Genomic DNA, 22,868 nt, shown 5'->3' on the forward strand with positions numbered 1-22,868 from the left:
ACAATTATCAAGGTTACTTCTGTTAAACCCTATTAATTGTTGCTATGTCAGATTCAAATCTAGACATATAATAAAGGTCAGATATTTAAACTTAAGTTGGTTATAAAATGAAAAATCTCATACTTATTGTATTGTTATTTGTGATGTTTATGGGCGTAGTTTATGGGGCTATGGTTGCAACAGGAGGCGAAAACTGGGACATGACCGGTAAAATTGTTGGAGTGTGCACAGCTGACAATAACTCTACTGATGCCAATTCCATACTTGTACAGGGAACAGTCATATCTGGAAATCAACAAGCCAATGTAACTGTGAGAATCACAAATGATACTCAGTTATTCTCCAAAAACGGCAATCAACGAAACCAAATAAACTTCTCAGATCTTAAATCCGGGCAGAGCGTTAGTATTCAGTTTAAAGGCCCAATATTACAATCATATCCCCCACAAGCATCAGGAAGTCTAGTATTGGTTACCGGATAACACTATAATGTTTAAAGGGAAACATGACCAATTACTACGAGTATTTGCAAATTTGAGAATCAATATTTTGCACCTAAATAATAATTTTTTATGCAATTTTCTCCGCAAGGTTTAAATATAAAATGCACTTAAGTATATCTACTATGCCAAGGTAGCTTAGCGGCGAAGCGGTGGACTGCAGATCCATTACACGGGAGTTCAAATCTCTCCCTTGGCTTGGAAAATTAAATCAATGATTATTTGGGGTTCTCCAAATATTATCATTGGGGTCATAGTGTAATCTGGCTATCATCTGGGACTCCAGTTGTCTTTGAAGAAAGTGCGCACTCTGAAGGAAAGTATGATGACCAATTGGAGTACTGAGGCAAGAGAAATCCTAGGATCTGGGTTCAAATCCCGGTGACCCCATTAACTATTTTTATATTCTATAACTACTTATTCAATCCAAATCCATACGATCTATAGTTGGATATTAAAATTTTCATATTAAATTACTGGGTAGGTGATAAGTTGGAAATTATAGACGATATTGTAATGATTGAAGGAATAGGAAACGATTCTAATGTTTATATCTTTGATGATATTATAGTTGACACTGGAACTGGAAATAACTGTAAATACATCATTGAATCCATATCTAAAGCTGGTCTATCATTGGATGATCTCAGCCTAATCGTGAATACCCACAACCACTACGATCACATGGGGGGTAACAACTGTTTTGATTTAGATGTTGCAATGCATATTGAGGATGCTTTAGCAGTTGAAAATCAGGACAGTAATGCAACTGTGGCAAACATGTTTGGAAGATCAATGGAAGGATTTAAAGTCACTCGCAAACTTAAAGAAGGCGATAAAATACATAATTTCGAAATTCTCCACACTCCTGGCCATACTAAAGGAGGCATATGTCTTTATGATGGTAAAACTTTAATATCTGGAGACACTGTTTTTGCTGGCGGTGGTTTTGGTAGAACAGACCTTGGTGGAAGCGTTGAAGAGATGAAAAATTCATTAAAAAGGCTCAGCCAGCTTGAAGTGCAAAATTTACTGCCAGGCCATGGGCCATGGACTGAGAATGGTTCAGAACATATTAGACTATCGTACCGAATGTTAGTGGGTTAATTTAGATTTCATTATGCTTTATACGCTGTAAAAATTTGGTTAAATACATATTATTTATCCAAATTTTCCTTTAAAAAAATTCTTTTAAAAAAAATAAATTAATTTAAATTAAACAATTTTAAGCAGTGAATAACTTGGTGGTTTTTTTGACTGCATTGCTCTTAACAAGTACTGAAATTCTGTTGCCTCTATTTAGAATATCATCCTTTTTTGGAATGTTGATTTCACCATTTTTGTAGAGGGCTGCAATTATATAATCGTCTGTTGGACTCAGGTCTACTACTTTTTTGCCTATAACATTCTTATTTTCCACTTGAATCTCAAGAAGTTCAGCATTGCCTTGACCAATAATAATCAGATCTGCAATTTTTGGTCGTATAATTAATTTTTCAAGGTAACTTGCTGCCGTGAGTTCCGGGCTTATGACATCGTCAATTCCAACCTTTTTAAACGCATCTTCATGATCTGGGTTGCTGACCCTTGCGATAATCTTTTTTGGATTGTACTCTTTAACTAAAATACTTGATAACAAATTAGCTTCATCATGTCCTGTTGCAGCAACAAAAACATCAGCATCAGATATATTAGCTTCTTCTAGAGTTTTGATATCTGTACCATTACCACAAATTATCAAAGCATCCAATTCACCGGCTGCATTGTTGCATAAATTTGAATCATTCTCTATGAGGGTAACATCATGACCACTTGCTACAAGAGATGCAGCAAGGTTAAGTCCGACTCTTCCGCCCCCCATTATAACTACATACATAGATAAACCCCAATTAAATTGATAACCATAAATAAATCCTCTTAAAATTTTTTTTGAAGGTTTAATATTAATTATACCAACAAGTAATTTATCCCATTATATCTTTTATCTATTAAACCTTTTGAATAAATCAAAACTTCCCTTGAGAAGGACTAATGCCGGAATGATCTCGATCCTACCGATCCACATTCCTATTATAAGTAGTATCTCAGGTAATTTAGGCATTGTTGGCCCAGTTATTCCCACAGAAAGCCCTACGTTACCCTGTGCAGATGCAATTTCAAATAAAGAATCGATTCCTCCATAGCCGTATGACAAGAAAATAAACCAGGTAATCAATATGAAGAACAGATATAAAAAGGTGTAACTTCCTGCTTCTTTAATTTCTGCATCTTTAACAGTTTTTCCACTTATTTTTCTTGGGAAAACAGATCCTTCTGGTGATAAAACCTTCACAACTTCCCAATAAATTCCCTTAATTAACGTAACTACCCTAATGAGTTTAAGAGCACCTGTGGTGGAACCTGCAGCCATACCAATTATCATACAAACTATCAATATGACCTTGGTGTAATCTGTCCATCCAAACATTGTACCCGCAGTTACTGTGTTAGATCCTGTACAACTCAAAGCTGAAACAATGTAAAATATGGAATTAAGAGATGTGAAATGTGAAACAGTAAACAGCATAATAGAAAAAACAGCAACAATAATTACCATGGCCTGAAATTGTATATCTCGAAATACATCCCAAATCCTTCCTTTAAGAGCCTTGTAATGAACCAAGAAACTGGTTCCTCCAAGTATCATGAGCAGTATGGTTACAATTGTAATTGGAACGCTGTTGTAAAATCCTATGTTATCATTTTTTATGGACATTCCACCGGTTGACAAGTTGGTGAAACAGTTGTTAATAGCATCAAAAAGAGACATTCCTGCGAGTATGTAGAGAACAATTCCAAGAATAGTATAAAAAAGATAAATCCACCATATTGTCCGGACTGTATTTGCTATGCTTGGTTTGATCTTTTCTTCCCGGGCTTCAGCTTTATAAAGTCTCGAGGCAGCTGTTCCTGGACGAATTAATATCCCAATAACTACAATAACAACTCCCAGTCCGCCCACCCATTGTTCAAGGCTTCTTAAGAACAGAACCGACTGTGGAAGTATTTGTACATTGGTGTACATTGTTAAACCGCTTCCAGTCCAAGCAGACATGCTTTCGAAGTATGCATTTAAGAAACTGATATCGGTGGCATACATTAAACATATGCTTCCCATTAAAGCTGCCCAAAGCCAAGCAAGGGCTGCTATAATCATTCCATGTTTGAGTTTTAAATTGATACTGTCTGAAAATTTTATCTTAAGAACGTAACCTATGGACATGGAAAGAATACCTGCCACCAGAAATCCTGCAAAATCATTTTCACCATAAATTAAGGCAACGATTAAGGGGATTAGCATTACTATACCAATTCCTTCCATTACAGTTCCAAGATTTTTAAAAATCAGATAAAAATCTTTTCTTCTAAGATAAGCAATCATCAAACTATCATGTTAATTGATCAGATATAAATATTTAGAAAAAATAAGAAAATTTGGAAAGTTAGATTAACAATTATCTGTTAAATCTAACTTCTTCGACTTAATTTTTGGTTCACGCTAAATATCAAACTATTTTTTCTCTTCGGCACCCATATTTTCAGTTTTTAGGAAGTTGGAAATATCCGTAATACTGTTCATCAGAGGAGCTGGGAATATTATTGTTGAATTTTTCTCAACAGCTATCTGGTTTAGTACCTGCATAATTCTAAGCTGAAGAGCAATTGGATGTTCAGAAATGATGTCTGCAGCATCTCCAAGTTTGGCTGCAGATAAGTACTCTCCTTCTGCAGCAATAATCTTGGCTCTTTTTTCCCTTTCTGCTTCAGCTTGCATGGCAATAACCCGCTTCATGGTATCCGGAAGTTTAATATCTTTAATTTCAACTGTGGTTACATTTATCCCCCATGGTTCGCTGTGTTTGTCGATAATTTCCTTTATTTTGGTGTTTATCTTGGGTGTTTCCGAAAGTATTTCATCGAGATTAAACTGACCCACAACACTCCTCACAGTAGTTTGAGATATCTGGTTAACTGCTCTGTTGTAATTTTCAACTTCCACAACTGCTTTGTAAGGGTCCATTATTTTGAAGTAAGCAACAGCTGCCACATCAATGGACACGTTGTCTTCGGTTATAATTTTCTGGGAAGGTATGGGCATTGTAACGATCTGCAGCGATGCCTTAACCATTCTGTCCACAACTGGAATTATGAGCCTTAAACCTGGCTCTTTCACTCCAATGACCTTTCCTACACGAAAAACCACGCCTCTTTCGTACTGATTAACAACTCGTATTGACAATCCTAAAATAATCAGAATAATTATTCCAATTATTATCAAGGTGAATAAATCCATTCAAATACCTCCTTAACATATTTTCATTAATATTTTATTGGTTTTTTATCCTATTATAAATTGTTATTGAAGAAAATTTTTACAGATAACGACTAAAATCAAATTTAAACGCATAATTCAATATATTTTGGCTCATACATTGCTTAGTATGCAAATATATGTTAAAATCAAAGATATAATAATTAAGAAGGCATCAATTAGGCAAATAGGAGTTAATACAGATATTTTATTGGTATTTAAACCTAAAACTTAGTTTAAATTTCTTAAACTGGTTTATTTAATGATCAAAATTTAGTTTGCAGTTAAAAATTGATTTAAATAGTTTTAATGGATTTTCAAGAATTAATTCGCTGAAGAGTCATATAAAACCCTATATGCAGTTTTAAATTAATTTTAAGCTATATATAAGCTTTAATTGAATTAAAATCGCACAAATTAAGCTTGGCACACTAATGTTCCCGTTTTTTAATGGATGTTCCACATTCGGAGGGATATGGCCAATTAATAAACGTTTAAATCAGGTTCTATTTTTAATGAATGGTTTGATATGGGCTGATTTATCGTATATAAGGATTCATAGAAGTTATTAATTTAGGAGTATTTCAAACGGATTATAAGGTGTATTTTGGGTAATAAAAGCTTTATAATCAGTTTAATTTCATTTTTACCACCGAAGCTTTTAAATGTTTTGTTCTGTTAACTATTTATTAGTCTGGAAAATTCCTTGATTGATATTTCCGGCGCGGAGGGGTTATTATAAAGCGAGAATTAATGTTGGCTGTGTTAATGATATTTGGATTAGCACTTGTCATGAATGTGGGTAGTGTTTCTGCTGCCAATACAACCAATACCACTGTTCAGTCTCACACTACTGTTCAGTCAACGGTTACAACGAGTAAAAATGTAACGACTACTGTAAAAAAAACTACAACTAAAAAGGTTGCAACCAATTCCTACGGCCTAACAACGGCACAAATAAAGGATGGATTGAACCGAGCACAAACTTTCTACAACAAAAATAACAGGTTACCAAACTACGTGAGTTATGGAACTACTAAAATTCCAATTGCAAGTTTCCAAAAAATTTTAACGGCATATGGTCTTAAGATCGTAGTAAAAACCTACGCAAACGGATGGGTAACAGTTAAAAATCTGGTTTATGATCATCAGGATACTTCTTACACATGTGGACCGTCTTCACTTAAAATGGAGCTGTCTGATTATGGTTTATCACTGAATGAAATGACCCTTGCATCCTATTCCAGTTCAAATTCAAATGTGGGTACCACACACTCTGGATTGATAAATGCTGTGAAAAAAGTAAATTCTATCTACGGCACCAAACTTAGTGCATGGGATTCAAAATTCTCTTCAGTAGGTTGGGCAGGTCTTTACAAGTACATATCAACCAATCATCCAGTTATACTTCATATTAGGTCTTTTTTAAACCCAAATACATCTGGACACTACGTTGTACTCATGGGATTGAATATGAATTCTGGACTTGCAAAGATAGCTGATCCATCATATGGTTACAGGACCCTTTCTTTCAATGCATTACTCACAAGAATGAATTGGGTGGTCTCTACTGGAAGAACAACGAAACCTGTGATATTTGTAAAGTAAAAATTTAGTTTTTAACTTTAAACAAAGGTTAAGAAGTTGAAACACTTCTTATTTTTTTTATTTTGATCTGACTAGTTCTACTGCATGTTGATTTTATAGAAAATATTAATATGATTATTCAACAAATAAAATTAAGATATAACATTATAGTGGGATGATTTTCATTTAAAATTTGAGGAGTAAGTTTAGAATGCTGATATTAACCACACCAAATATTGAGGGGCATAAAATCGTTGAATACTATGGATTAGTAACTGGGGAATCATTGCTGGGTGCCAACGTTTACAAAGATCTTTTTTCAGGAGTTAGGGATGTAGTTGGAGGTAGAACCTCTGCATATGAAGAAGAACTTAAAAAGGCCCGTGACCTTGCAATTGGTAGCATGGAAGAAAAAACAAGTAAAAAAGGTGGAAATGCCATTATAGGAATTCGTATTAAATACAACAACCTTGGTGGAACAATGGGAAACACCATAATGGTGACTGTAACCGGAACTGCAGTTAAATATGAATAATATTTTTAAGGGACCCGATTCCGCTCTCAACAGAAATAACAATTCATTCTCGATATTATTAAAAACTAACAAAAATTGTTAACAACTTTTTTTTTATTGGGTAACTATTTTTCAGTTAATTTTCCATTTCTCAAAGCTCAATTCGATTAAACAAACCTCCTGTAGATTTTAATGAGGCTCGTTTTTTTAGAATTAGTAAACTATTAATGTTAAATCCAATAACGTTTAGAAGGAAATTGAACTATTGAAAACAAAACATTCCAATTTTAAGTTGATAAAAAAAAGTTTATTGTAATCTATTTGTTTTTTTAAAGGGTGATCCATTGCATATTAATCGTTTGAGTATTATTGGGCTGATCATGATTGTTTTTAGTTTGGTTTTGATCGCTGTGAACACTTTTGATAAGCTAATTCTGGAATTAACTTATCCTTTTCTCATGGGATCTTCCAAGGGAAAATCCATAATATTTTTCATGTTAATGGGAAGCCTGTTAATATTGTCACAGTTAATTCAAAGTTCTAAATTCCCAAAAAAATTAAATATATTCAATAAACCTGGAAATTACTATCTTAAACTCTTGATTATTATAATATCAATTACTTATGTAGTGGGACTTTTGATAGAAATATGGATCCGGCTTAAATTTGGAGTATCAATATTCACAACCTTTGTTTCTACGAGTCCTCAAATTGGAACCAGTAGTATAATACACAGTCATGTATACAAATCAATGCTTGGCATTTTAATATCCGACATAGGGCTAAATTTACCATCAAATATACATACTGCTATTTCAATTGCAGCCTATATTCCGAGGTTTGCAGCAGTTATTTTCGTTGTTTTCCCAGTTGTTTACATATTAGGTGTGTTATCGACTGAAAAACGTCCAGATATACAAAATATTATCTTGATATTTGCAATTACAACAACTCTGATTGGTATGTTGGACGGAGGACTCTTCTCCGCACCTGCAATGGTTGGGTTGGCTGGTTTACTCGGGATTTACTCCATAAAAAAACCATTTTCCCCCAGAGATCTCGTCAAACCCTCAATGATCATAGTTCTACTTTTGATTTTACGAATAATAATCAGCTTCATGGGAAGCAGTCCCGATGTGTATGAGATAACAATTTTAGATGAACATGAGAATGTGACCGTGAAGGGATTTAACGTTATAAATGAAATGGCAGTGGGTAACAACACAGTGATAACAGTGCCGGCTAACATGAACGAATTTACAGTTTTAAACACTTCATTTGATGTATTAAAGGATAAATATCATTTGTTTTTTGTTTCATGGGATAGCTATTCTTTTTTCAGGGGCTGAAATCGAAAAATTGATATAATTTTTTAAGATAAATATAAACATATTACAATACAGAGGGTGTAATTTATTAGTGTGAAGTTAAGTATCATTATTCCAACGTACAATGAAGAGAAATATCTTCCCAAACTTCTTTACAGCATAAAGGAGCAAGATTTTAAAGATTACGAGATCATAGTGGCGGATGCAGGATCAAAAGACTCCACACGAGATATTGCTGCTTCTACTGGTTGTAAAGTTATTAGTGGAGGTTTACCTGCCATAGGGCGAAATAATGGGGCTGAATCTGCTGAAGGGGATTACCTGTTATTTTTAGATTCAGATGTTGTACTGAGTTCAGGCTATCTGGCATCTGCAATGGAAGAATTTGAAGAAAAGGATCTTGGAATAGCAATTACTCAGATACTACCATTAAGCGATAAAAATGTGGACAAAGCCCTCCATAAATTTGCTAATTTTTTCATGAAACGTGTTGAGTCTATAAAACCTCATGGCGCAGGATGTTACGGAATTTTAACCACCAAAAAGCTTCATAACGAGATCAATGGGTTTGATGAAGATCTAGATTTTGGTGAAGACAGTGATTATATCGAAAGAATGGGAAAAATAAGTACATTCAAAGTTTTAAGAAATCCAAGACTCCTGGTTTCTACAAGAAGGCTTGAGGAAGAAGGAATAAAGGATTTGGCATTCAAGTATACCAAAAGCACGATATATGATTTCAGGGGAAAGAAGATCAGTGCAGATGAACTCGACTACAACTTTGGACACAGCAGCGATGAAAAGTACAAACCAAGAATAATATATGCTGCTTGTGGCGAGGGTATGGGTCATGCAATCCGGACTTCAGTGATTTTGGATCATCTTAAAGATGATAATGAAGTGATGGTTTTTGCAAGTGAACGGGCCTATGATTTTTTATCCCAAAAATTCGATGATGTCTACAGGATATATGGTTTCAATACTGTCTACGAAAATAATGCTGTGAACGATAAAAAAACATTTATCAACGCAATGAAATATCTTCCAAGGGATGTTAAGGACAATATCCGTTTGTTGTATGGAATAGCAAACAAATTTAAACCAGATCTTATAATATCGGACTTTGAATTTTACTCTAACATCCTAAGCAAGATCATAAGGGTTCCAATGATAAGCATAGACAACATGCATGTTATAACCCAATGTAAAATTGATGTGCCCAAAAAGTTCTCGAGAGATAAACTCAAAGCTGAAGGAGTTGTCAGATCGTTTATCCAACGGCCACAGAAGTACATAATCACATCCTATTTCTATCCTGAAGTAAAGAACACAGAAAAGGTATCCATATTTCCACCAATTTTAAGGAAAGAAATATTAGAATTAAAACCAGTTAAAGGAGATAATGTCCTAGTATACCAGACTAGTTCTTCAAATCTGGAACTGATAGATTTATTGAAGAAATTTGAAGAAAATTTCATTATTTATGGTTTTGATAAAGATGCTGTTGAAGATAATTTAACATACAGAAAATTTAATGAAGACCAATTTTTCGAAGATTTAGGTTCTTGTAAAGCAGTAATTGCTAATGGAGGATTCACACTACTCAGTGAAGCCATATACCTAAAAAAACCAGTTCTAAGCGTTCCTGTTAAGGGACAGTTTGAACAGATACTAAATGCCATCTACCTCGAAAAACTGGGCTACGGTGAGTTTCATGAACAACTCAGTGTCGAGGTTTTAGAAAATTTTCTAAAGAATCTTGAAGAATATGATGAGGCACTCAAAACATATACTCAAAATGGAAACAAATCCATTTTAGGGGAAATTGATCGTCAGATCGAAATTTATTCCGGCTAAACTTTGACACGAGTTCAAAACAGGTTTTGTTTAGCTTCACAAAAGATTATTAAACTAAAAAACAATAGTTAATAAAATGATTGGTATAATGTCTGACAGTCATGATAATATTCCTGCAATTAGAAAGGCAGTTGAAACCTTCAATTCCATGGATGTAGATCTTGTTATACATGCAGGAGACCTCATATCTCCATTCACTGCCAACGAATTTAAAAATTTAGAGCCGGAAATGGTGGCTGTTTTTGGGAACAATGATGGAGAAAGGGAAGGTCTTAAAAAAGCCTATTCTGAGATTTGTCTCATTGAAGATTTCAAAGAAATTTCTGTCGAGGGTTGGAAATTCTCCATAATCCACGGTACAAACCCCCAAATAGTTGATGCCTTGGCAAAATGTGGCAAATATGATGTATTGATCAGAGGCCACACTCATGAACTTGAAATAAAAGGGAGTGAAACATTAATTATAAATCCTGGCGAGGTGTGTGGTTATGTTTCAGGAAAGCAGACAGTTGTGTTAGTTGATCCCGATGATCTGAATTGTGAAGTAATTAACTTGTAACACATTCTGGTTGGTTATGGAAAATTTATATAAACCAGAAAATTCATCACCGATATAAAATAATTAAAAAAAATTCAGGCGACAAACTGTATTATTATTTGGGTTATTATTATGAATCGTAAAACCATTGGACTACTGATTGTTGGAATTGCTATTTTAGCAGTGATGATAATATTCATCGGACCTGGAAAAATTGAAGAAGCCCTAAAATTAGCCAATCCATGGTATTTGTTACTTGCAGTGGCTGTTCAATTTATAATATATGGAATGTGGACCCAACGATGGTCCATAACTATCAGATCCCTAGGAATATCCATTAGAAAGAAGCACATATTTCCAATGCTCATGGTTGGACTGGCAATCAACAACATAACCCCAAGTGGTAGGGGTGGCGGCGAACCAGTTAGGGCTTATATGTTGGGTAAATACACTAAGTCTCCAATGGAAAATGCGTTCGCCACTGTTATTGCTGACAGAGGTCTAGACACATTTCCATTTGTTTTACTGGCGATTATCACCATACTGTACTCAGTTCTATCTTTAAAACTACCTGAATGGATTGTCATAGCATTGATAATTTCACTCATAGTTCTAGTCATAGTCTTCTTCATAATTCTGTTTATGTGTATAAACGAATCAGTGGGTCAAAGGATCACACTGTGGTTTGTTGGAGTTTTCAAGAGATTTTCAAAGAAAAAGCACTATGATATAGAAGATAAAGCCATTAACGCAGTGAAAGGTTTCCAAAGCAGTATGAATATTATGATAAGGGACAGAAGGGTTCTGATGTATGGTCTGCCACTGTCCTTTGTGATATGGTTCATGGAGATAATTCGTGTTTACATAGTTTTCTCATCATTTGGAACTCCAGTACCTTTGGGTATCATTGCAGCTGTCTTTGTTATTGCAACTCTAATAGGAATGATTCCTTTACTTCCAGGGGGAGTGGGTGCAGTTGATGGCATAATGATAATATTGTACTCTGCAGCAGGAGTTCCACCATCAATCAGTGCTGCTGCAACCATAGTTGAAAGGTTAATATCATTCTGGATGACATCTTTCATAGGCATGGGAATGCTTCCATACGTTGGTTCTGGTGTGATGGAGGAATTTTCAGACAAATTTTAGTGAACAACCCCTTTTTATACATAATTTTTTTTAAATCATTAATATCAGCTTCCAAAGTTAAATGGAAAAATTTATAACTATTTCTCAACTACGATCAGTCGGTGATAATCATGGATATAAACGGAGTGGAAATAGAAGATAACTTTGCAGAAGCATTCGATATAAAAGTATCCCGAATTCTTATTACTGCAGCAACAAAAAAATTGGCTCTGGTGGCAGCTACTGAAGCTACAGGTTACGGAACATCGGTCATTGGATGCCCAGCAGAAGCAGGAATAGACTGCTACGTACCGCCTCAGGAAACACCTGATGGAAGGCCTGGATACGTCATAATGATCTGTAACATGAACAAAGACAAACTCGATCATGAATTATTAGAACGTGTGGGAATGTGTATTTTAACCGCAGCTACAACAGCTGTATTTGATTGGTTAGATGAGCCAGATGAAAAACTCAAAACTGGCCAAAAACTCAAGTTCTTTGGAGATGGATACGAACAGACCATTGATGTTGAAGGAAGAAAGGTTCATTCAATACCACTCATGTCAGGAGATTTCTGTGTAGAAGCAGAATTAGGTATAAAAGCAGGAGTAGCAGGAGGAAATTTCTTTATCCTAGCTGAAAACCAGCCTGCAGGATTACTAGCTGCTGATGCAGCAGTAGATGCAATTGAAGCAGTACCTGGAGCAATTACTCCGTTCCCTGGAGGAATCGTGGCATCAGGTTCAAAAGTAGGTTCCAACAAGTACAAATTCTTGGGAGCATCAACCAATGAAAAAATGTGCGTCACATTAAAAGACGAAGTTGAGGGATGCCAAATACCAGAAGATGTAAACGGTGTCTACGAAATTGTTATTGATGGTGTAGATGAAGATGCTGTAAAAGCAGCAATGAAAGCAGGTATAGAAGCAGCTGTTAAAGTTTCAGGCATTATTCAGATCAGTGCAGGAAACTTCGGCGGAAATCTAGGTAAATACCAGTTACAACTACATGATGTTTGTTAAAAACATCAATCATTATTTTTTTTTAATAACTGGTATAAAATGTATTGATTTCTTTATTGTATACAGAACTCTTCGATTTTCTCGCTTTCAACAATTGTCCAGATTTCATCTAGTGGAAGATCCACTCCAAGTAGAATTCCTGCCTTGGTTAGTTCTTGAACAATTTTCATTATTGTTTTAGCATCCCGTGCAGAAACAGTGTGTGAATGCACTTGTCTAGAGATCTGCGAAAGAGTTTCAAGGGACCTTCTTGCATCGGGTTTTTTATACTCTTCTTCACATTTTACTAAGTCCGTTTCATCCTTCAAATATAGATTTCGAGTTACAACCTGACGTAATCCTGGTAAATAATGTTTGGAATCCAATATTCTGCCGCCATTTTCGATTATGATCCGTTTATCATCTAGTTCACTTGGCCTGTGTCTGACAAGTAACTCTGAAACCCTACCAAATTCTGTGATTTTTTGTTTAATCTCTGCTGGTGTTAAATTCACTCCCAAAAGAAATCCTTTGGTCTTTAGTTCAGTTTCAACTTTTCTCAAACTTTCAGTATCGGGACCAGATATTATGTGGGAATGAATTCCGCCTCCAGAAATAGTATATAATCTTTCTAATGACTCCATCCTTTCAGGATCCTGGTTTAATTTGGTTAAAAAACGATCCATCTCTTCATTATTTGAAAGTCCAATCTTCCTCTTGAGTGGTTCATGAAATCCCGGTAGGTAATACTCAATATCTTCGATGGTGCAGCCATGTTTGAGTATGATCTGAGATTCTTCTTTAATATCTCGGACACCGTGTGATTCTGTAATTTTGATTTCGGGTTTTAAAACAACTTCAACCATTCTGCCGTTTTTCTTGGTCACTTCCATAATTTCGTCTTCGTTTAAGTTTATTCCTAGAAGAATTCCCTCTTTCTTCAGTTGGGATGTGACTTTATCAAGACTTTCTTTGTTAGGTCCAGATATCCAGTGTGAATGGATTCCACTCACTGACTCGTAAATATTTTCCAAAGATTTTTTTCTAGATTGTTCATTTTCCAGGCTGGTTAAAAATCTGTTCAGCTGGCTGATGTCTGAAACACCCACCTTTCTTGCCAGTGGTTCAGTAAATTCTGGAAGATGGTACTCTATATTTTCCAATGTACAACCGTACTTCAGTATGATCTCAGATTCCTTTCTAATATCCTCAACACTGTGCTTTACAGTGATCTTCATGATGGTGGGTTCCATTGATGCGAAATAAATATCTTCTGCACCACTGGTTTCAGGGGATATAACCTTATCAGCACCGGATCGGTAGAGTCTGCGAACATTTTCTGCCTTACTTGCCCTGGTAACTATCCATATTTTTGGACTTATTTCCCTGGCTGTAAGGGTGATAAAAAGGTTGTCCACATCTTCACCAGTGGTGATTATAACTCCCCTAGCCCTCTTTATCCCTGCATCAATCATAATGTTTTCATCTGTTGCATCTCCAGGGATTGCTAAAACATGGGGGTCCTGCCAGAGTTCTTTCTCTACAACATCTTTATTTTTCTCAATAATTACCACTTGGATATTTCTTTTCTGCAATTCTTTATGCACAGCACTACCAACTCTTCCGTAGCCACACAGAACAAAATGGTCGTTATATGCAGCTATCATCTTTCTTTGTTTGGCACCTGATGCAATTTCTTCCACAGTCATAGTTACCACCGTAATTGTAAGTGTAAATGCGTAGGCAAGCAATGCAACACCGCCCATAACAAGGGTTATGGTGAAAATTTTTTGCAGAGGAGTTATAGGCTGAATGTCACCAAAACCCACTGTAGCAATTGTTTGCACAGTAAAATATAAAGAATTTAAAGGATCTAGCTTCATTATGTAGATAGAACCAACAATACCATAGAGAATAAGCACCAGTACTCCTATAATTGCATAAAATGCAAGAATATAAGGTTCATCTGCTGCATCTTTGCTCAAGGGTAGTATTGGTAGGTATGGTGGGCGCAAGATAATCACCGAATCAATAATTATATGTCCAGACTAGAATTCCTTTTACTATCTAATCAATTTTTCAATAATTCAATGTTTTATGATTTACAGTTAATTATTGTAATATAAGGGCTTTATATTTGTAGTAATGTTTGATAAAAAAATACGAAATCATTAATTTTCTCGTTATTAATAATATAGTATAATAAGATTTAAAAGAATCTGGTTTATGGTGATAAAAATGGATCCAATGGATATTATGGTTGCTGATGTAAATTCTGAAGCTCTTGGGATTCCTAGAATTGTACTGATGGAAAATGCAGGAAAATGTGTTGCAGAACAAATATTTACAATATCAAAGAAGTGCAAAGTTGCAATCTACGCAGCCAAAGGAGGTAATGGGGGAGATGGCTTTGTTGCTGCCAGGCACCTGATTCAGAAAGGGTACAATGTTGAACTTTATTTTATAGGAACAGAATCAGGGATCAAATCCAGTGAAACAAGGATGAACTGGAAAATTATTCAGAATTTAGGAATTTACAACTCCTCTTTGAACATATTTAAAATACATGATTCTTCCCAAGTTGAACCAACCAATGCAGATATTATTATCGATGCAATGATGGGTACTGGAGTAAAAGGAAAACTAAGAGAACCCATTTCAACTGCAGTTGAAGTTATAAATGATTCAGATGCTGTGGTTGTGGCTGTTGATATCCCCACAGGAATGGATCCTCTGACAGGATCTGTTACAGATAGGGCTGTAATGGCAAACCATACTGTAACATTTCACAAACCAAAAACAGGACTGTTAAATGCAGATACAAAATATGTTGGCAACTTAACTGTTTGTGATATAGGCATCCCAATGGAAGCTGAACTATTCACAGGACCTGGAGATATTCTCAGACTAAACAGGAGGGAAATGAACTCTCATAAAGGTCAAAACGGCCGAGTATTGGTTTTGGGAGGTAATGGTAATTATTCGGGAGCACCCGCCCTTGCAGCACTGGCAGCTCTAAGATCAGGAGTGGATATTGCAATGGTGGCCTGCCCAAAATCAGTATCAAGTTCCATACGATCATATTCTCCAAATTTAATTGTTAGAGATCTTTCAGAGGATTATGTACGTTTCGAAGATTCTTCTGACATACTTGAACTGTCGGACAGTGCAGATTCAGTTGTGATAGGGTGTGGAATTGGAATAAAGGATGAAACTGGTCTAGTTTTAAATGAAATGGTTGAAAAAATTCAGAAACCCATTGTTTTAGATGCAGATGCATTAAAAATTGTGGATAGGAATGTTGTAAAGGATTCTGATAAAAAAATTGTATTGACGCCACATAAAGCGGAGTTTAGGGCATTTTTCCAGGTTGATCTTCCTGAAGATCTGGATGATAAAATTAAAACAGTGGAAGGTACTGCAGCTGAGTTGGGATGCACAATCCTGCTTAAAGGGGCTGTTGATATTATTTCAGATGGAAACAGAACTAAACTTAATTCCTCTGGAAATCCTGGTATGTCTGTTGGAGGTACAGGGGATGTTTTAGCAGGATTAGTTGCAGGGCTGATTTCAAAGGGCCATGATGTTTTTGAAGCTGCATTTTTAGGTTCTTACATCAATGGTACTGCGGGGGATATTGCAGAGAAATCATATGGTTACAATTTTTTGGCTACGGATGTTATAAATGAAATACCAAAGGTATTCAAAGAAAAATAGTTAGATAAATCCGATTAAATTAAGAATAACCAGCAAAATAACTCCGATAAATCCTCCAAATCCTGCAACAAGCACAGTCAGTATGTTCAATGGAATGTCAATGAAAGGGAGTAAGTTCACTATAAATAGCATTACAACTCCGAAGATCATGTGGAGCAAGATTTTGATTATGATTCCTGCGGCTTTAAAAAGAATAACCAGTCCTATGGCTAATAAAACTGCTATAAAAATTCCAAACAATACAGTCTCAAGTACCATTGATTCGCTTCCTGATTCTTAAAAAAAATAGTGATTAGATGAGATCACTTACTCGTTTTTACAAACTTTTTGATAGCAGGCTGCTTGCAATCCGTAATTCTTAACCATTCCTGCTATTTCACGTTGATCCATCTCTTTGTCTTCAAATGAAACTGCCTCTTCACTGTAAAGACTGTAAGGGGATTCCCGTGCTAAAATTCTTATACTGCCCTTGTGCAGTTTCAGAATCACATCTCCTGAAACTCTTAGCTGCATGTTATCTATGATGCAGTCCAAATCCTCTCTCAGGGGTTCGTGCCAGAGTCCGTTGTAAACTAATTCCGAATATGCTTGTGTTACGGTTTCGCCGAATTTAAGTTCTTCTCTGGTTAGTGTTAACTGTTCAAGAGCTTTATGGGCTGTTATGAGTAGTTCTGCACCGGGTGTTTCGTAGTTTTCTCTGGATTTTAAGCCAATGATACGGTCTTCAATGATATCTACCCTTCCAATGCCATGTAAACCTGCTATCCTATTAGCTTCCTGGATGATTTCTAGAGCATTCATCATTTCGCCATCAATTGCTACAGGCACACCTTCTTCAAATGTTACTGTAAGTTTTTGAGGTTCATCAGGAGCATTTTCTGTTGATTGAGTCCATTCAAATGCTTCTTCTGGAGTTTCTACCATTGGATCCTCCAGGATATCTCCTTCTATGGATCTTCCCCAGAGATTCTCGTCTATGCTGTATAGTTTGTCCGAAGGAACTGGGATGTCATTTTTAACAGCGTAATCCATCTCTTCAGTTCTTGTTAAATTCAAATCTCTTACAGGGGCTATGATGTCACACACTGAACTTGATCTTATGGTTGTTTCAAACCTGAATTGATCATTTCCCTTTCCTGTACAACCATGGGCTATAGCGTCTGCTTGTTCTTTCTTGGCCAGTTCCACAATTTTCATTGCAATGAGTGGCCTTGCAAGGGAAGTGCTCAATGGATAGCCCTCGTACATAGCATTGGCTTTAATCGCTCTGAAAATAAATTCTTCTGCAAATTCGTGTTTAGCATCGATGGTGTAGTGTTTTTTTACCCCTATATTATTTGCAACTTGTGCTGGTCTTTCTATTTCATCTTCGGGTTGTCCTACATCGACACATGCTGTTACTACTTCCATGTTGTATTTTTCTTGTAGTAACTTGACACATACCGAAGTGTCCAATCCACCGCTGAATGCAAGAACCACTTTTTCCATATTAAATCACCTTGAAATTAATTTGTAAACAATTTATATTTGTCAGTTTAAAATACATAGTAACTATTTCACAACATTATAATTTAAACTTGGTGGAGTTATGGCCAGTAAACACCTAACAATAGTAACTCATAAAACAGGGGGAGCAATTGATCAAAACAGTGTGCTCATGGATCATGTTCCAGATGGAGATATTTCCTACAAATTGATCAAAGCAGCTAGGTATGGGACTCCAATGATGAAGATGGGTAATGGTTCTCCCAAGGTCATGATCACTGCTGGAGTGCATGGGAATGAACTACCTCCACAAATTGCGGCACTTGAACTTTTAGAGTATTTGGATGCTGAAAATTTAAATGGCACAGTATACGTTGTTCCATTTGCAGTTCCAAACGCAACCAAAAATAATTCAAGAAGGTTCAAAGGTTTTGATATGAACAGATCTGCGAAGAAGAGCGGTTCAGCTACAAACAAGATTTTAATGGCTACAGATACATTGGGAGTGTTATCTTTGGCTGATTTTCACTCAACCAAACCTGGAAGCAATCCTGGTATTGAGAGTGTCTTCTGTTCAAAAAAACCCTGCTCTGAAAGCGTGAAGATTGCTAAACATATAACTAATGCCACTTCATCGAAGGTCATATGTCACAAGGTGGCAGGTGCATTGTATGGTGGTGCATTAGAAGATGAATGCAACCTTAAATATATTGCAGCAGTAACCTGTGAGGTTTTATCTGAAAACAATCTGGTTAGGGCAGGCAGTGTTGAAGCATCCCTCAGACAGATGATATCTTACCTGGAGTACTTCGATGTGGTGTGATGGTTGAGAATAGGTAAATTATTATAAATGTTAATACAAACTTAAATCGATTAAAATGCCGTCTTATAAAGAACATGTCCTTGCAGCTATTATAATGGTTTTCCCATTCTTTCAAGATGTTTTTTACATAGCTCTAGCTGTCATTGGGGCTTCAATGATAGATATGGATCATCAGGTCAATCAGAAGAACATCACCATAGTAGGTTTGTTAGGAATTATTCTGGCTTTGATTCTATATATTCTACATCTTCCATATCTAGTTGGAATTTTAATAGCTGTTATGGCTCTTCTATTCTATTTATCCGAACATAGGGGGTTCATGCATTCATTGTTAGGAATAATATTTATAAGTGCATGTGTGGGATTTTTTGTTCTCGGTGCTTACACCCTTATGACTGATTATGGCATCAGTCTCAAGATCACTCTAATTGTTATTTCTCTCATACTGGGAATTGTGATTTTAAACAAGAAACTAGTCCCAATATATGCATTCATAATCATACTGGCACTGTTATTCACATCTAATCAGGTATTCAATACGTATTACGTTTTCATAGCCCTACTAATAGGGGCTATAAGTCATTTAATACTCGATCTTTTCACAAAGGCAGGGGTAGAGCTTTTGAGCCCCATAACTTCTCAGAAATTTCATAAATTGGCAGGATTTACTTTACTAGGATTATATTTGGGTGCCGTAATGGTATCGGTTGTGATGTACGGGAACCATTTCATGTGGTTTTAATTAATTAATATAATTTAATTAATTTTTAGTATTTGAGTAAACGTAATTATAAAAAAAAATTATAATTTAGTTAATTATTTATATATCATGTTTTATAATGATGAATTAATTATCATGGTTTTCAAATGATTCATGTTTGAACTGATATTAATGTACAGTTTTTGTCTTTCCTACGACCATGTTAATTTATTTAAATGTTTATGCTAGTATGAAAATGGGGTAAATCGCAATGTTTATAACCAGAATTTACTATGGAATAGCTTATTTCATCGTTCTTCTCTTTGAAATACTCAAAGCTGAAATTGATGTTATTAAAAGAATAATCAATGGAGATATAGAACCTGTGGTGGTTGAGATCAAGACCGTACTTAAAAGACCTGTTTCCCAAGCCATACTTGCGAACAGCATTACATTAACACCTGGTACTCTTTCAATCGATCTTGATTCTGAAAACTGTATTTTAAAGGTTGCAACCATATCCCCACGGCCTGTGGAGGAAGTAATTCCATTTGAATCATATATAAAAGGGATGTTAGAATGAACATACTGCTTATATCAGAATACATTCTCATGGGGGCTCTTGCAATATTTGCATTGGCCACAATAAGGATCACAACAAGAAAAAAAATAGCGATGGCACTGGTGGGTTTGTCAGGTTTAAGTATTTCAATAGCAGTCATGCTAATTTTAATCCAACACATCTATAATTTAGCCTTTTGTAGGGATATAGCAACTGCACTGGTATTCCTGGGACCTGTGGGTACCATAGCATTTGCAAGAGTTTTAAGAGGATGATCATGTGACAGACATAATAACTTTGATACAATCGGCAATACTCATCATTGCTGCTTTCCTGGTGCTTTTAGCAGCATATGGGATCTTAAAGTATAAGGATGATATTGAAAACATAATTTACGCGCGTATTCATATTTTAGGGGTTGCTGACACTGCTCTTATCCTTGCACTTTTAGCTATCAACGAACCACTCTTAGCAGTGGCTTACTTCATACTGGTACCATTCGCAGCCCACGCTGTTGCCAACGGTTACTTCTATGGGGAGGAAGAACAATGATAGAATATGTTTTTATGATTACAACAATTTTAGGAGCAATTATAACGTTATTACAACGAGATCTCCTAAAAGCAGCCATATTAACTGGAATTCCCGGGGCTTCTCTAGCTTTGCTTTACCAGTATCTTCAAGCTCCCGACGTAGCATTGACACAGGCCATAGTTGGATCAGCTATAGTGCCGGTATTTTTTGCTCTGGCAGTTTACAGAACGCGCAGGGTGGAGGAATAACATGATAATGGATACACAATTAGCATCACTTTTAACTGCTGGCGCCCTGATAGTTATAGGAATATTTGGTGCATTATTCCTGGATAATCTAATAAAAAAGGTTATATCCCTTGCATTCATTGGTGATGGTGCTAACCTGTTCCTAATTGCAATGGGTTACAAAGCAGGCGGAATTGTATACATATTTTTACCAGGCATGTCAATGTCAGAATTTTCTCAGAATGCTGCATATCCCCTCCCATTTGCACTGGTTTTGACCAGTATTGTTATAGGGGCCAGTACAATGGCAGTCATGCTTGGCTTAATTATAGTACTTAATAAAAGGTACGGATCCTTAAGTGCATCAAAGATTCTTGGAGATAATTGAAATGCTTTCAGAATTCTCATTAGATAGTATAAAAGTCAACACCCAACTGAAAATTCCAAGCCAGTTCGGTGTTTACAGGGTTAATCCTCGATTAGAGGAGGGTGTTAAATGAGTACAGAAAATCTTTTAATCCCGTTGATGATAATAATACCAATTACATGTGCTTTATTTTTAAACCTCCTCCACGAGAAGAGTAGAGTAGTTAAAATAATATCTGTAATTGTTGCTTTACTTCTTCCAACAATACCTCTGCTTGCAAGCTATGGAATACAGTACTTCGGTGGTTATGCACCCCTTGCACAGAATCCTACTATTGCAACAGGACTTCCAAGTTTCATCACAGGCTCTGCACTTAATATTTTCCACCCTGCAATTACCTACGTATTTGGAAGTGCCCAAAAATTAATGATTACAATTTTGGGTTTTGTTGCACTCTTTGCAATATTCATTTCCATTTATGAGGTCAAAAAACCTTCAGGAGTTTATATATATCTCATTTTAATGGGAGTTGCATCTGTAATGGCAATGTTACTCTCAGATGATATATTCAACCTTTACGTGTTCTTTGAGATAGCTGCACTGACACAGGTGGGAATTGTCCTTGTTTCCAAAATTGATCACAACTACGAAACCGCACTCAAATATCTTATTTTGGGTAGCATAGCCTCACCAATGTTACTTCTTGGTATAGCACTTCTGTTGGGAGTAACAGGAAACGTGAACATCACTGATATTGTTTACTCCATAAGAACAGGACTGGTGGATCCTCACAGTCCAGTGTTGCTCATGGCAGGCAGTCTAATAATTTTCGGATGGTTATATGCTGCAGGTCTTCCACCTTTCCACACTATAAAATCTGCGATGTACAGTAAAGCTTTACCAACCGGTGCAGCAGTTTTACAGGCATTCTCTGTGTTCACCTTTGTGGCTATTGGAGTGATCATACTTAGAATATTCTCCTACCTCCACTTTGCAGAAATTTTCATACTTGGAATTTCGCTCATAGCAATGGTGCTGGGTATTACCATGGCCATCACCCAGACAGATTTCAAGAGGTTAATAGCATTTCTGGCAGTTGGAGAACTTGGTTACATAGGAGTTGGATTTGGTCTGGGAACTGCATTTGGAATAACAGCAGGACTTTTCCAAGCAGTTAACGAAGCTGTTATAACAGCTTTACTCTTCATAGGATTTGGTACCATAATGTACAAAACCAAAGAAACAGAACTTAAAAAGCTTGGGGGGATGCTGGTTGAAACTCCAAAATCAGCTTTCTTGGTGCTTTTAGCAGGACTGGCAATGGCAGGAGTTCCACCTTTCAATGCATTCCAGAGTAAACTTATGCTTGTCCAGTCATCATTGAACTCGGGACTTCCTGAAGTGGCCATAATAATGGTTTTATTGAGTATTGTAACTTTCATGACTTTCATGAGGGCTTTCCACACCATATATTTGAGACCAAAACCAGCAGGTCTCGTTATAGAAAACGAGAATATACCTAAAGTCACAATCGTGGCAATGGTTTGTTTACTGATAATATGTTTAGTGTTTGGATTGTATCCACAACTTGCAACCAATTACTTACAAGGGCTAGCTATGGGGATAGCATAAAGAAAGAGGGATTA

At 36.0% G+C, this 22,868-nt stretch carries 24 protein-coding genes and 2 tRNA genes; 20 read left to right on the forward strand and 6 right to left on the reverse strand.

All coding sequences use genetic code 11. The features are described 5' to 3' along the window. The first annotated feature begins 107 nt into the window (after nucleotides 1–107). The 4 genes from METBO_RS01225 to METBO_RS01235 all read left to right on the forward strand — a co-directional run bounded on the left by METBO_RS01225 (nucleotide 108) and on the right by METBO_RS01235 (nucleotide 1,607). A complete protein-coding gene (locus METBO_RS01225) occupies nucleotides 108–482 on the forward strand; it encodes a DUF3221 domain-containing protein (protein WP_013643844.1) in 375 nt (124 codons plus the stop codon). A gap of 145 nt (nucleotides 483–627) precedes the next feature. Then, a tRNA-Cys gene (locus METBO_RS01230) sits at nucleotides 628–699 on the forward strand. A gap of 48 nt (nucleotides 700–747) precedes the next feature. Next, nucleotides 748–890: transfer RNA gene (locus METBO_RS13545), tRNA-Trp, on the forward strand. Between the two features lie 102 nt (nucleotides 891–992). Continuing rightward, nucleotides 993–1,607: an MBL fold metallo-hydrolase gene (locus tag METBO_RS01235; RefSeq protein ID WP_013643845.1), complete on the forward strand. Its 615-nt coding sequence runs from the start codon at nucleotides 993–995 to the stop codon at nucleotides 1,605–1,607. Nucleotides 1,608–1,725: 118 nt separating this feature from the next. On the opposite strand, the gene METBO_RS01240 is transcribed toward METBO_RS01235, so the two are convergent. The 3 genes from METBO_RS01240 to METBO_RS01250 all read right to left on the reverse strand — a co-directional run bounded on the left by METBO_RS01240 (nucleotide 1,726) and on the right by METBO_RS01250 (nucleotide 4,833). Further along, nucleotides 1,726–2,376, reverse strand: a complete 651-nt coding sequence (locus METBO_RS01240; protein ID WP_013643846.1) for a potassium channel family protein — start codon at nucleotides 2,374–2,376, stop codon at nucleotides 1,726–1,728. A 105-nt stretch (nucleotides 2,377–2,481) separates the two neighbouring features. Beyond that, nucleotides 2,482–3,921, reverse strand: coding sequence for a TrkH family potassium uptake protein (locus tag METBO_RS01245; RefSeq protein WP_013643847.1), 1,440 nt, complete (start codon nucleotides 3,919–3,921; stop codon nucleotides 2,482–2,484). Nucleotides 3,922–4,050: 129 nt separating this feature from the next. After that, nucleotides 4,051–4,833, reverse strand: a complete 783-nt coding sequence (locus METBO_RS01250; protein ID WP_013643848.1) for a slipin family protein — start codon at nucleotides 4,831–4,833, stop codon at nucleotides 4,051–4,053. A gap of 771 nt (nucleotides 4,834–5,604) precedes the next feature. Between METBO_RS01250 and METBO_RS01255 the strand changes: the two genes are divergently transcribed. The 7 genes from METBO_RS01255 (at nucleotide 5,605) to fhcD (ending at nucleotide 12,828) form a co-directional block, all read left to right on the forward strand. Further along, the gene (locus METBO_RS01255) at nucleotides 5,605–6,459 is read left to right on the forward strand and encodes a C39 family peptidase (RefSeq protein WP_013643849.1); all 855 of its coding nucleotides are present in this window, start codon (nucleotides 5,605–5,607) and stop codon (nucleotides 6,457–6,459) included. Nucleotides 6,460–6,649: 190 nt separating this feature from the next. After that, on the forward strand, nucleotides 6,650–6,973 hold the full coding sequence (locus METBO_RS01260) for a YbjQ family protein (protein WP_013643850.1): 324 nt from the start codon (nucleotides 6,650–6,652) through the stop codon (nucleotides 6,971–6,973). A gap of 323 nt (nucleotides 6,974–7,296) precedes the next feature. Next, nucleotides 7,297–8,301 (forward strand): hypothetical protein, encoded by a 1,005-nt coding sequence (locus METBO_RS01265; protein WP_013643851.1) that lies wholly within the window; start codon nucleotides 7,297–7,299, stop codon nucleotides 8,299–8,301. Between the two features lie 72 nt (nucleotides 8,302–8,373). Then, nucleotides 8,374–10,137, forward strand: a complete 1,764-nt coding sequence (locus METBO_RS01270) for an MJ1255/VC2487 family glycosyltransferase (RefSeq protein ID WP_013643852.1) — start codon at nucleotides 8,374–8,376, stop codon at nucleotides 10,135–10,137. Nucleotides 10,138–10,213: 76 nt separating this feature from the next. After that, nucleotides 10,214–10,696: a metallophosphoesterase gene (locus METBO_RS01275; RefSeq protein ID WP_013643853.1), complete on the forward strand. Its 483-nt coding sequence runs from the start codon at nucleotides 10,214–10,216 to the stop codon at nucleotides 10,694–10,696. 111 nt (nucleotides 10,697–10,807) lie between these two features. After that, nucleotides 10,808–11,824 (forward strand): UPF0104 family protein, encoded by a 1,017-nt coding sequence (locus METBO_RS01280; protein ID WP_013643854.1) that lies wholly within the window; start codon nucleotides 10,808–10,810, stop codon nucleotides 11,822–11,824. A gap of 110 nt (nucleotides 11,825–11,934) precedes the next feature. After that, nucleotides 11,935–12,828, forward strand: coding sequence for a formylmethanofuran--tetrahydromethanopterin N-formyltransferase (gene fhcD / locus METBO_RS01285; RefSeq protein WP_013643855.1), 894 nt, complete (start codon nucleotides 11,935–11,937; stop codon nucleotides 12,826–12,828). A gap of 53 nt (nucleotides 12,829–12,881) precedes the next feature. On the opposite strand, the gene METBO_RS01290 is transcribed toward fhcD, so the two are convergent. Beyond that, on the reverse strand, nucleotides 12,882–14,822 hold the full coding sequence (locus tag METBO_RS01290; protein WP_013643856.1) for a 3H domain-containing protein: 1,941 nt from the start codon (nucleotides 14,820–14,822) through the stop codon (nucleotides 12,882–12,884). Nucleotides 14,823–15,045: 223 nt separating this feature from the next. Between METBO_RS01290 and METBO_RS01295 the strand changes: the two genes are divergently transcribed. Next, nucleotides 15,046–16,524, forward strand: coding sequence for a bifunctional ADP-dependent NAD(P)H-hydrate dehydratase/NAD(P)H-hydrate epimerase (locus METBO_RS01295; RefSeq protein WP_048186306.1), 1,479 nt, complete (start codon nucleotides 15,046–15,048; stop codon nucleotides 16,522–16,524). Here the strand turns inward: METBO_RS01295 and METBO_RS01300 are convergent, their stop codons facing one another. Together METBO_RS01300 and METBO_RS01305 are read right to left on the reverse strand one after the other, a co-directional pair. Further along, nucleotides 16,525–16,782 carry a pro-sigmaK processing inhibitor BofA family protein gene (locus METBO_RS01300; protein ID WP_013643858.1) on the reverse strand — a complete coding sequence of 86 codons (258 nt, stop codon included), beginning with the start codon at nucleotides 16,780–16,782 and terminating at the stop codon, nucleotides 16,525–16,527. 48 nt (nucleotides 16,783–16,830) lie between these two features. Continuing rightward, nucleotides 16,831–18,012 carry an argininosuccinate synthase gene (locus tag METBO_RS01305; protein ID WP_013643859.1) on the reverse strand — a complete coding sequence of 394 codons (1,182 nt, stop codon included), beginning with the start codon at nucleotides 18,010–18,012 and terminating at the stop codon, nucleotides 16,831–16,833. Between the two features lie 100 nt (nucleotides 18,013–18,112). On the opposite strand from METBO_RS01305, the gene METBO_RS01310 reads away from it, so the two are divergent. The 8 genes from METBO_RS01310 to ehbF all read left to right on the forward strand — a co-directional run bounded on the left by METBO_RS01310 (nucleotide 18,113) and on the right by ehbF (nucleotide 22,854). Then, the gene (locus tag METBO_RS01310; protein ID WP_013643860.1) at nucleotides 18,113–18,832 is read left to right on the forward strand and encodes a succinylglutamate desuccinylase/aspartoacylase family protein; all 720 of its coding nucleotides are present in this window, start codon (nucleotides 18,113–18,115) and stop codon (nucleotides 18,830–18,832) included. 55 nt (nucleotides 18,833–18,887) lie between these two features. After that, complete coding sequence (locus tag METBO_RS01315; protein WP_013643861.1) at nucleotides 18,888–19,574, forward strand: metal-dependent hydrolase; 687 nt, start codon at nucleotides 18,888–18,890, stop codon at nucleotides 19,572–19,574. A 229-nt stretch (nucleotides 19,575–19,803) separates the two neighbouring features. Then, nucleotides 19,804–20,115 (forward strand): monovalent cation/H+ antiporter subunit E, encoded by a 312-nt coding sequence (locus tag METBO_RS01320; RefSeq protein WP_013643862.1) that lies wholly within the window; start codon nucleotides 19,804–19,806, stop codon nucleotides 20,113–20,115. After that, nucleotides 20,112–20,369 (forward strand): monovalent cation/H+ antiporter complex subunit F, encoded by a 258-nt coding sequence (locus METBO_RS01325; RefSeq protein WP_013643863.1) that lies wholly within the window; start codon nucleotides 20,112–20,114, stop codon nucleotides 20,367–20,369. The genes METBO_RS01320 and METBO_RS01325 overlap by 4 nt, the downstream gene beginning before the upstream one ends. 4 nt (nucleotides 20,370–20,373) lie before the next feature. Continuing rightward, nucleotides 20,374–20,646: a cation:proton antiporter gene (locus METBO_RS01330; protein ID WP_013643864.1), complete on the forward strand. Its 273-nt coding sequence runs from the start codon at nucleotides 20,374–20,376 to the stop codon at nucleotides 20,644–20,646. After that, nucleotides 20,643–20,876: a DUF4040 domain-containing protein gene (locus tag METBO_RS01335; RefSeq protein ID WP_013643865.1), complete on the forward strand. Its 234-nt coding sequence runs from the start codon at nucleotides 20,643–20,645 to the stop codon at nucleotides 20,874–20,876. The genes METBO_RS01330 and METBO_RS01335 overlap by 4 nt, the downstream gene beginning before the upstream one ends. A gap of 1 nt (nucleotide 20,877) precedes the next feature. Continuing rightward, nucleotides 20,878–21,243 (forward strand): cation:proton antiporter subunit C, encoded by a 366-nt coding sequence (locus METBO_RS01340; RefSeq protein ID WP_013643866.1) that lies wholly within the window; start codon nucleotides 20,878–20,880, stop codon nucleotides 21,241–21,243. A 108-nt stretch (nucleotides 21,244–21,351) separates the two neighbouring features. Further along, nucleotides 21,352–22,854 (forward strand): energy conserving hydrogenase EhbF, encoded by a 1,503-nt coding sequence (ehbF, locus tag METBO_RS01345; protein ID WP_013643868.1) that lies wholly within the window; start codon nucleotides 21,352–21,354, stop codon nucleotides 22,852–22,854. Nucleotides 22,855–22,868: the final 14 nt, after the last annotated feature.

The organism is Methanobacterium lacus (genome assembly GCF_000191585.1).
GTDB classification, from domain to species: Archaea; Methanobacteriota; Methanobacteria; order Methanobacteriales; family Methanobacteriaceae; genus Methanobacterium_B; species Methanobacterium_B lacus.

Coding starts and splice junctions, on each gene's coding strand:
- METBO_RS01225 (WP_013643844.1), top strand. CDS start 108: ATGAAAAATCTCATACTTATTGTATTGTTATTTGTGATGTTTATGGGC.
- METBO_RS01240 (WP_013643846.1), bottom strand. CDS start 2,376: ATGTATGTAGTTATAATGGGGGGCGGAAGAGTCGGACTTAACCTTGCT.
- METBO_RS01245 (WP_013643847.1), bottom strand. CDS start 3,921: ATGATTGCTTATCTTAGAAGAAAAGATTTTTATCTGATTTTTAAAAAT.
- METBO_RS01250 (WP_013643848.1), bottom strand. CDS start 4,833: ATGGATTTATTCACCTTGATAATAATTGGAATAATTATTCTGATTATT.
- METBO_RS01255 (WP_013643849.1), top strand. CDS start 5,605: ATGTTGGCTGTGTTAATGATATTTGGATTAGCACTTGTCATGAATGTG.
- METBO_RS01260 (WP_013643850.1), top strand. CDS start 6,650: ATGCTGATATTAACCACACCAAATATTGAGGGGCATAAAATCGTTGAA.
- METBO_RS01275 (WP_013643853.1), top strand. CDS start 10,214: ATGATTGGTATAATGTCTGACAGTCATGATAATATTCCTGCAATTAGA.
- METBO_RS01280 (WP_013643854.1), top strand. CDS start 10,808: ATGAATCGTAAAACCATTGGACTACTGATTGTTGGAATTGCTATTTTA.
- fhcD (WP_013643855.1), top strand. CDS start 11,935: ATGGATATAAACGGAGTGGAAATAGAAGATAACTTTGCAGAAGCATTC.
- METBO_RS01295 (WP_048186306.1), top strand. CDS start 15,046: ATGGATCCAATGGATATTATGGTTGCTGATGTAAATTCTGAAGCTCTT.
- METBO_RS01300 (WP_013643858.1), bottom strand. CDS start 16,782: ATGGTACTTGAGACTGTATTGTTTGGAATTTTTATAGCAGTTTTATTA.
- METBO_RS01305 (WP_013643859.1), bottom strand. CDS start 18,012: ATGGAAAAAGTGGTTCTTGCATTCAGCGGTGGATTGGACACTTCGGTA.
- METBO_RS01310 (WP_013643860.1), top strand. CDS start 18,113: ATGGCCAGTAAACACCTAACAATAGTAACTCATAAAACAGGGGGAGCA.
- METBO_RS01315 (WP_013643861.1), top strand. CDS start 18,888: ATGCCGTCTTATAAAGAACATGTCCTTGCAGCTATTATAATGGTTTTC.
- METBO_RS01320 (WP_013643862.1), top strand. CDS start 19,804: ATGTTTATAACCAGAATTTACTATGGAATAGCTTATTTCATCGTTCTT.
- METBO_RS01325 (WP_013643863.1), top strand. CDS start 20,112: ATGAACATACTGCTTATATCAGAATACATTCTCATGGGGGCTCTTGCA.
- METBO_RS01335 (WP_013643865.1), top strand. CDS start 20,643: ATGATAGAATATGTTTTTATGATTACAACAATTTTAGGAGCAATTATA.
- METBO_RS01340 (WP_013643866.1), top strand. CDS start 20,878: ATGATAATGGATACACAATTAGCATCACTTTTAACTGCTGGCGCCCTG.
- ehbF (WP_013643868.1), top strand. CDS start 21,352: ATGAGTACAGAAAATCTTTTAATCCCGTTGATGATAATAATACCAATT.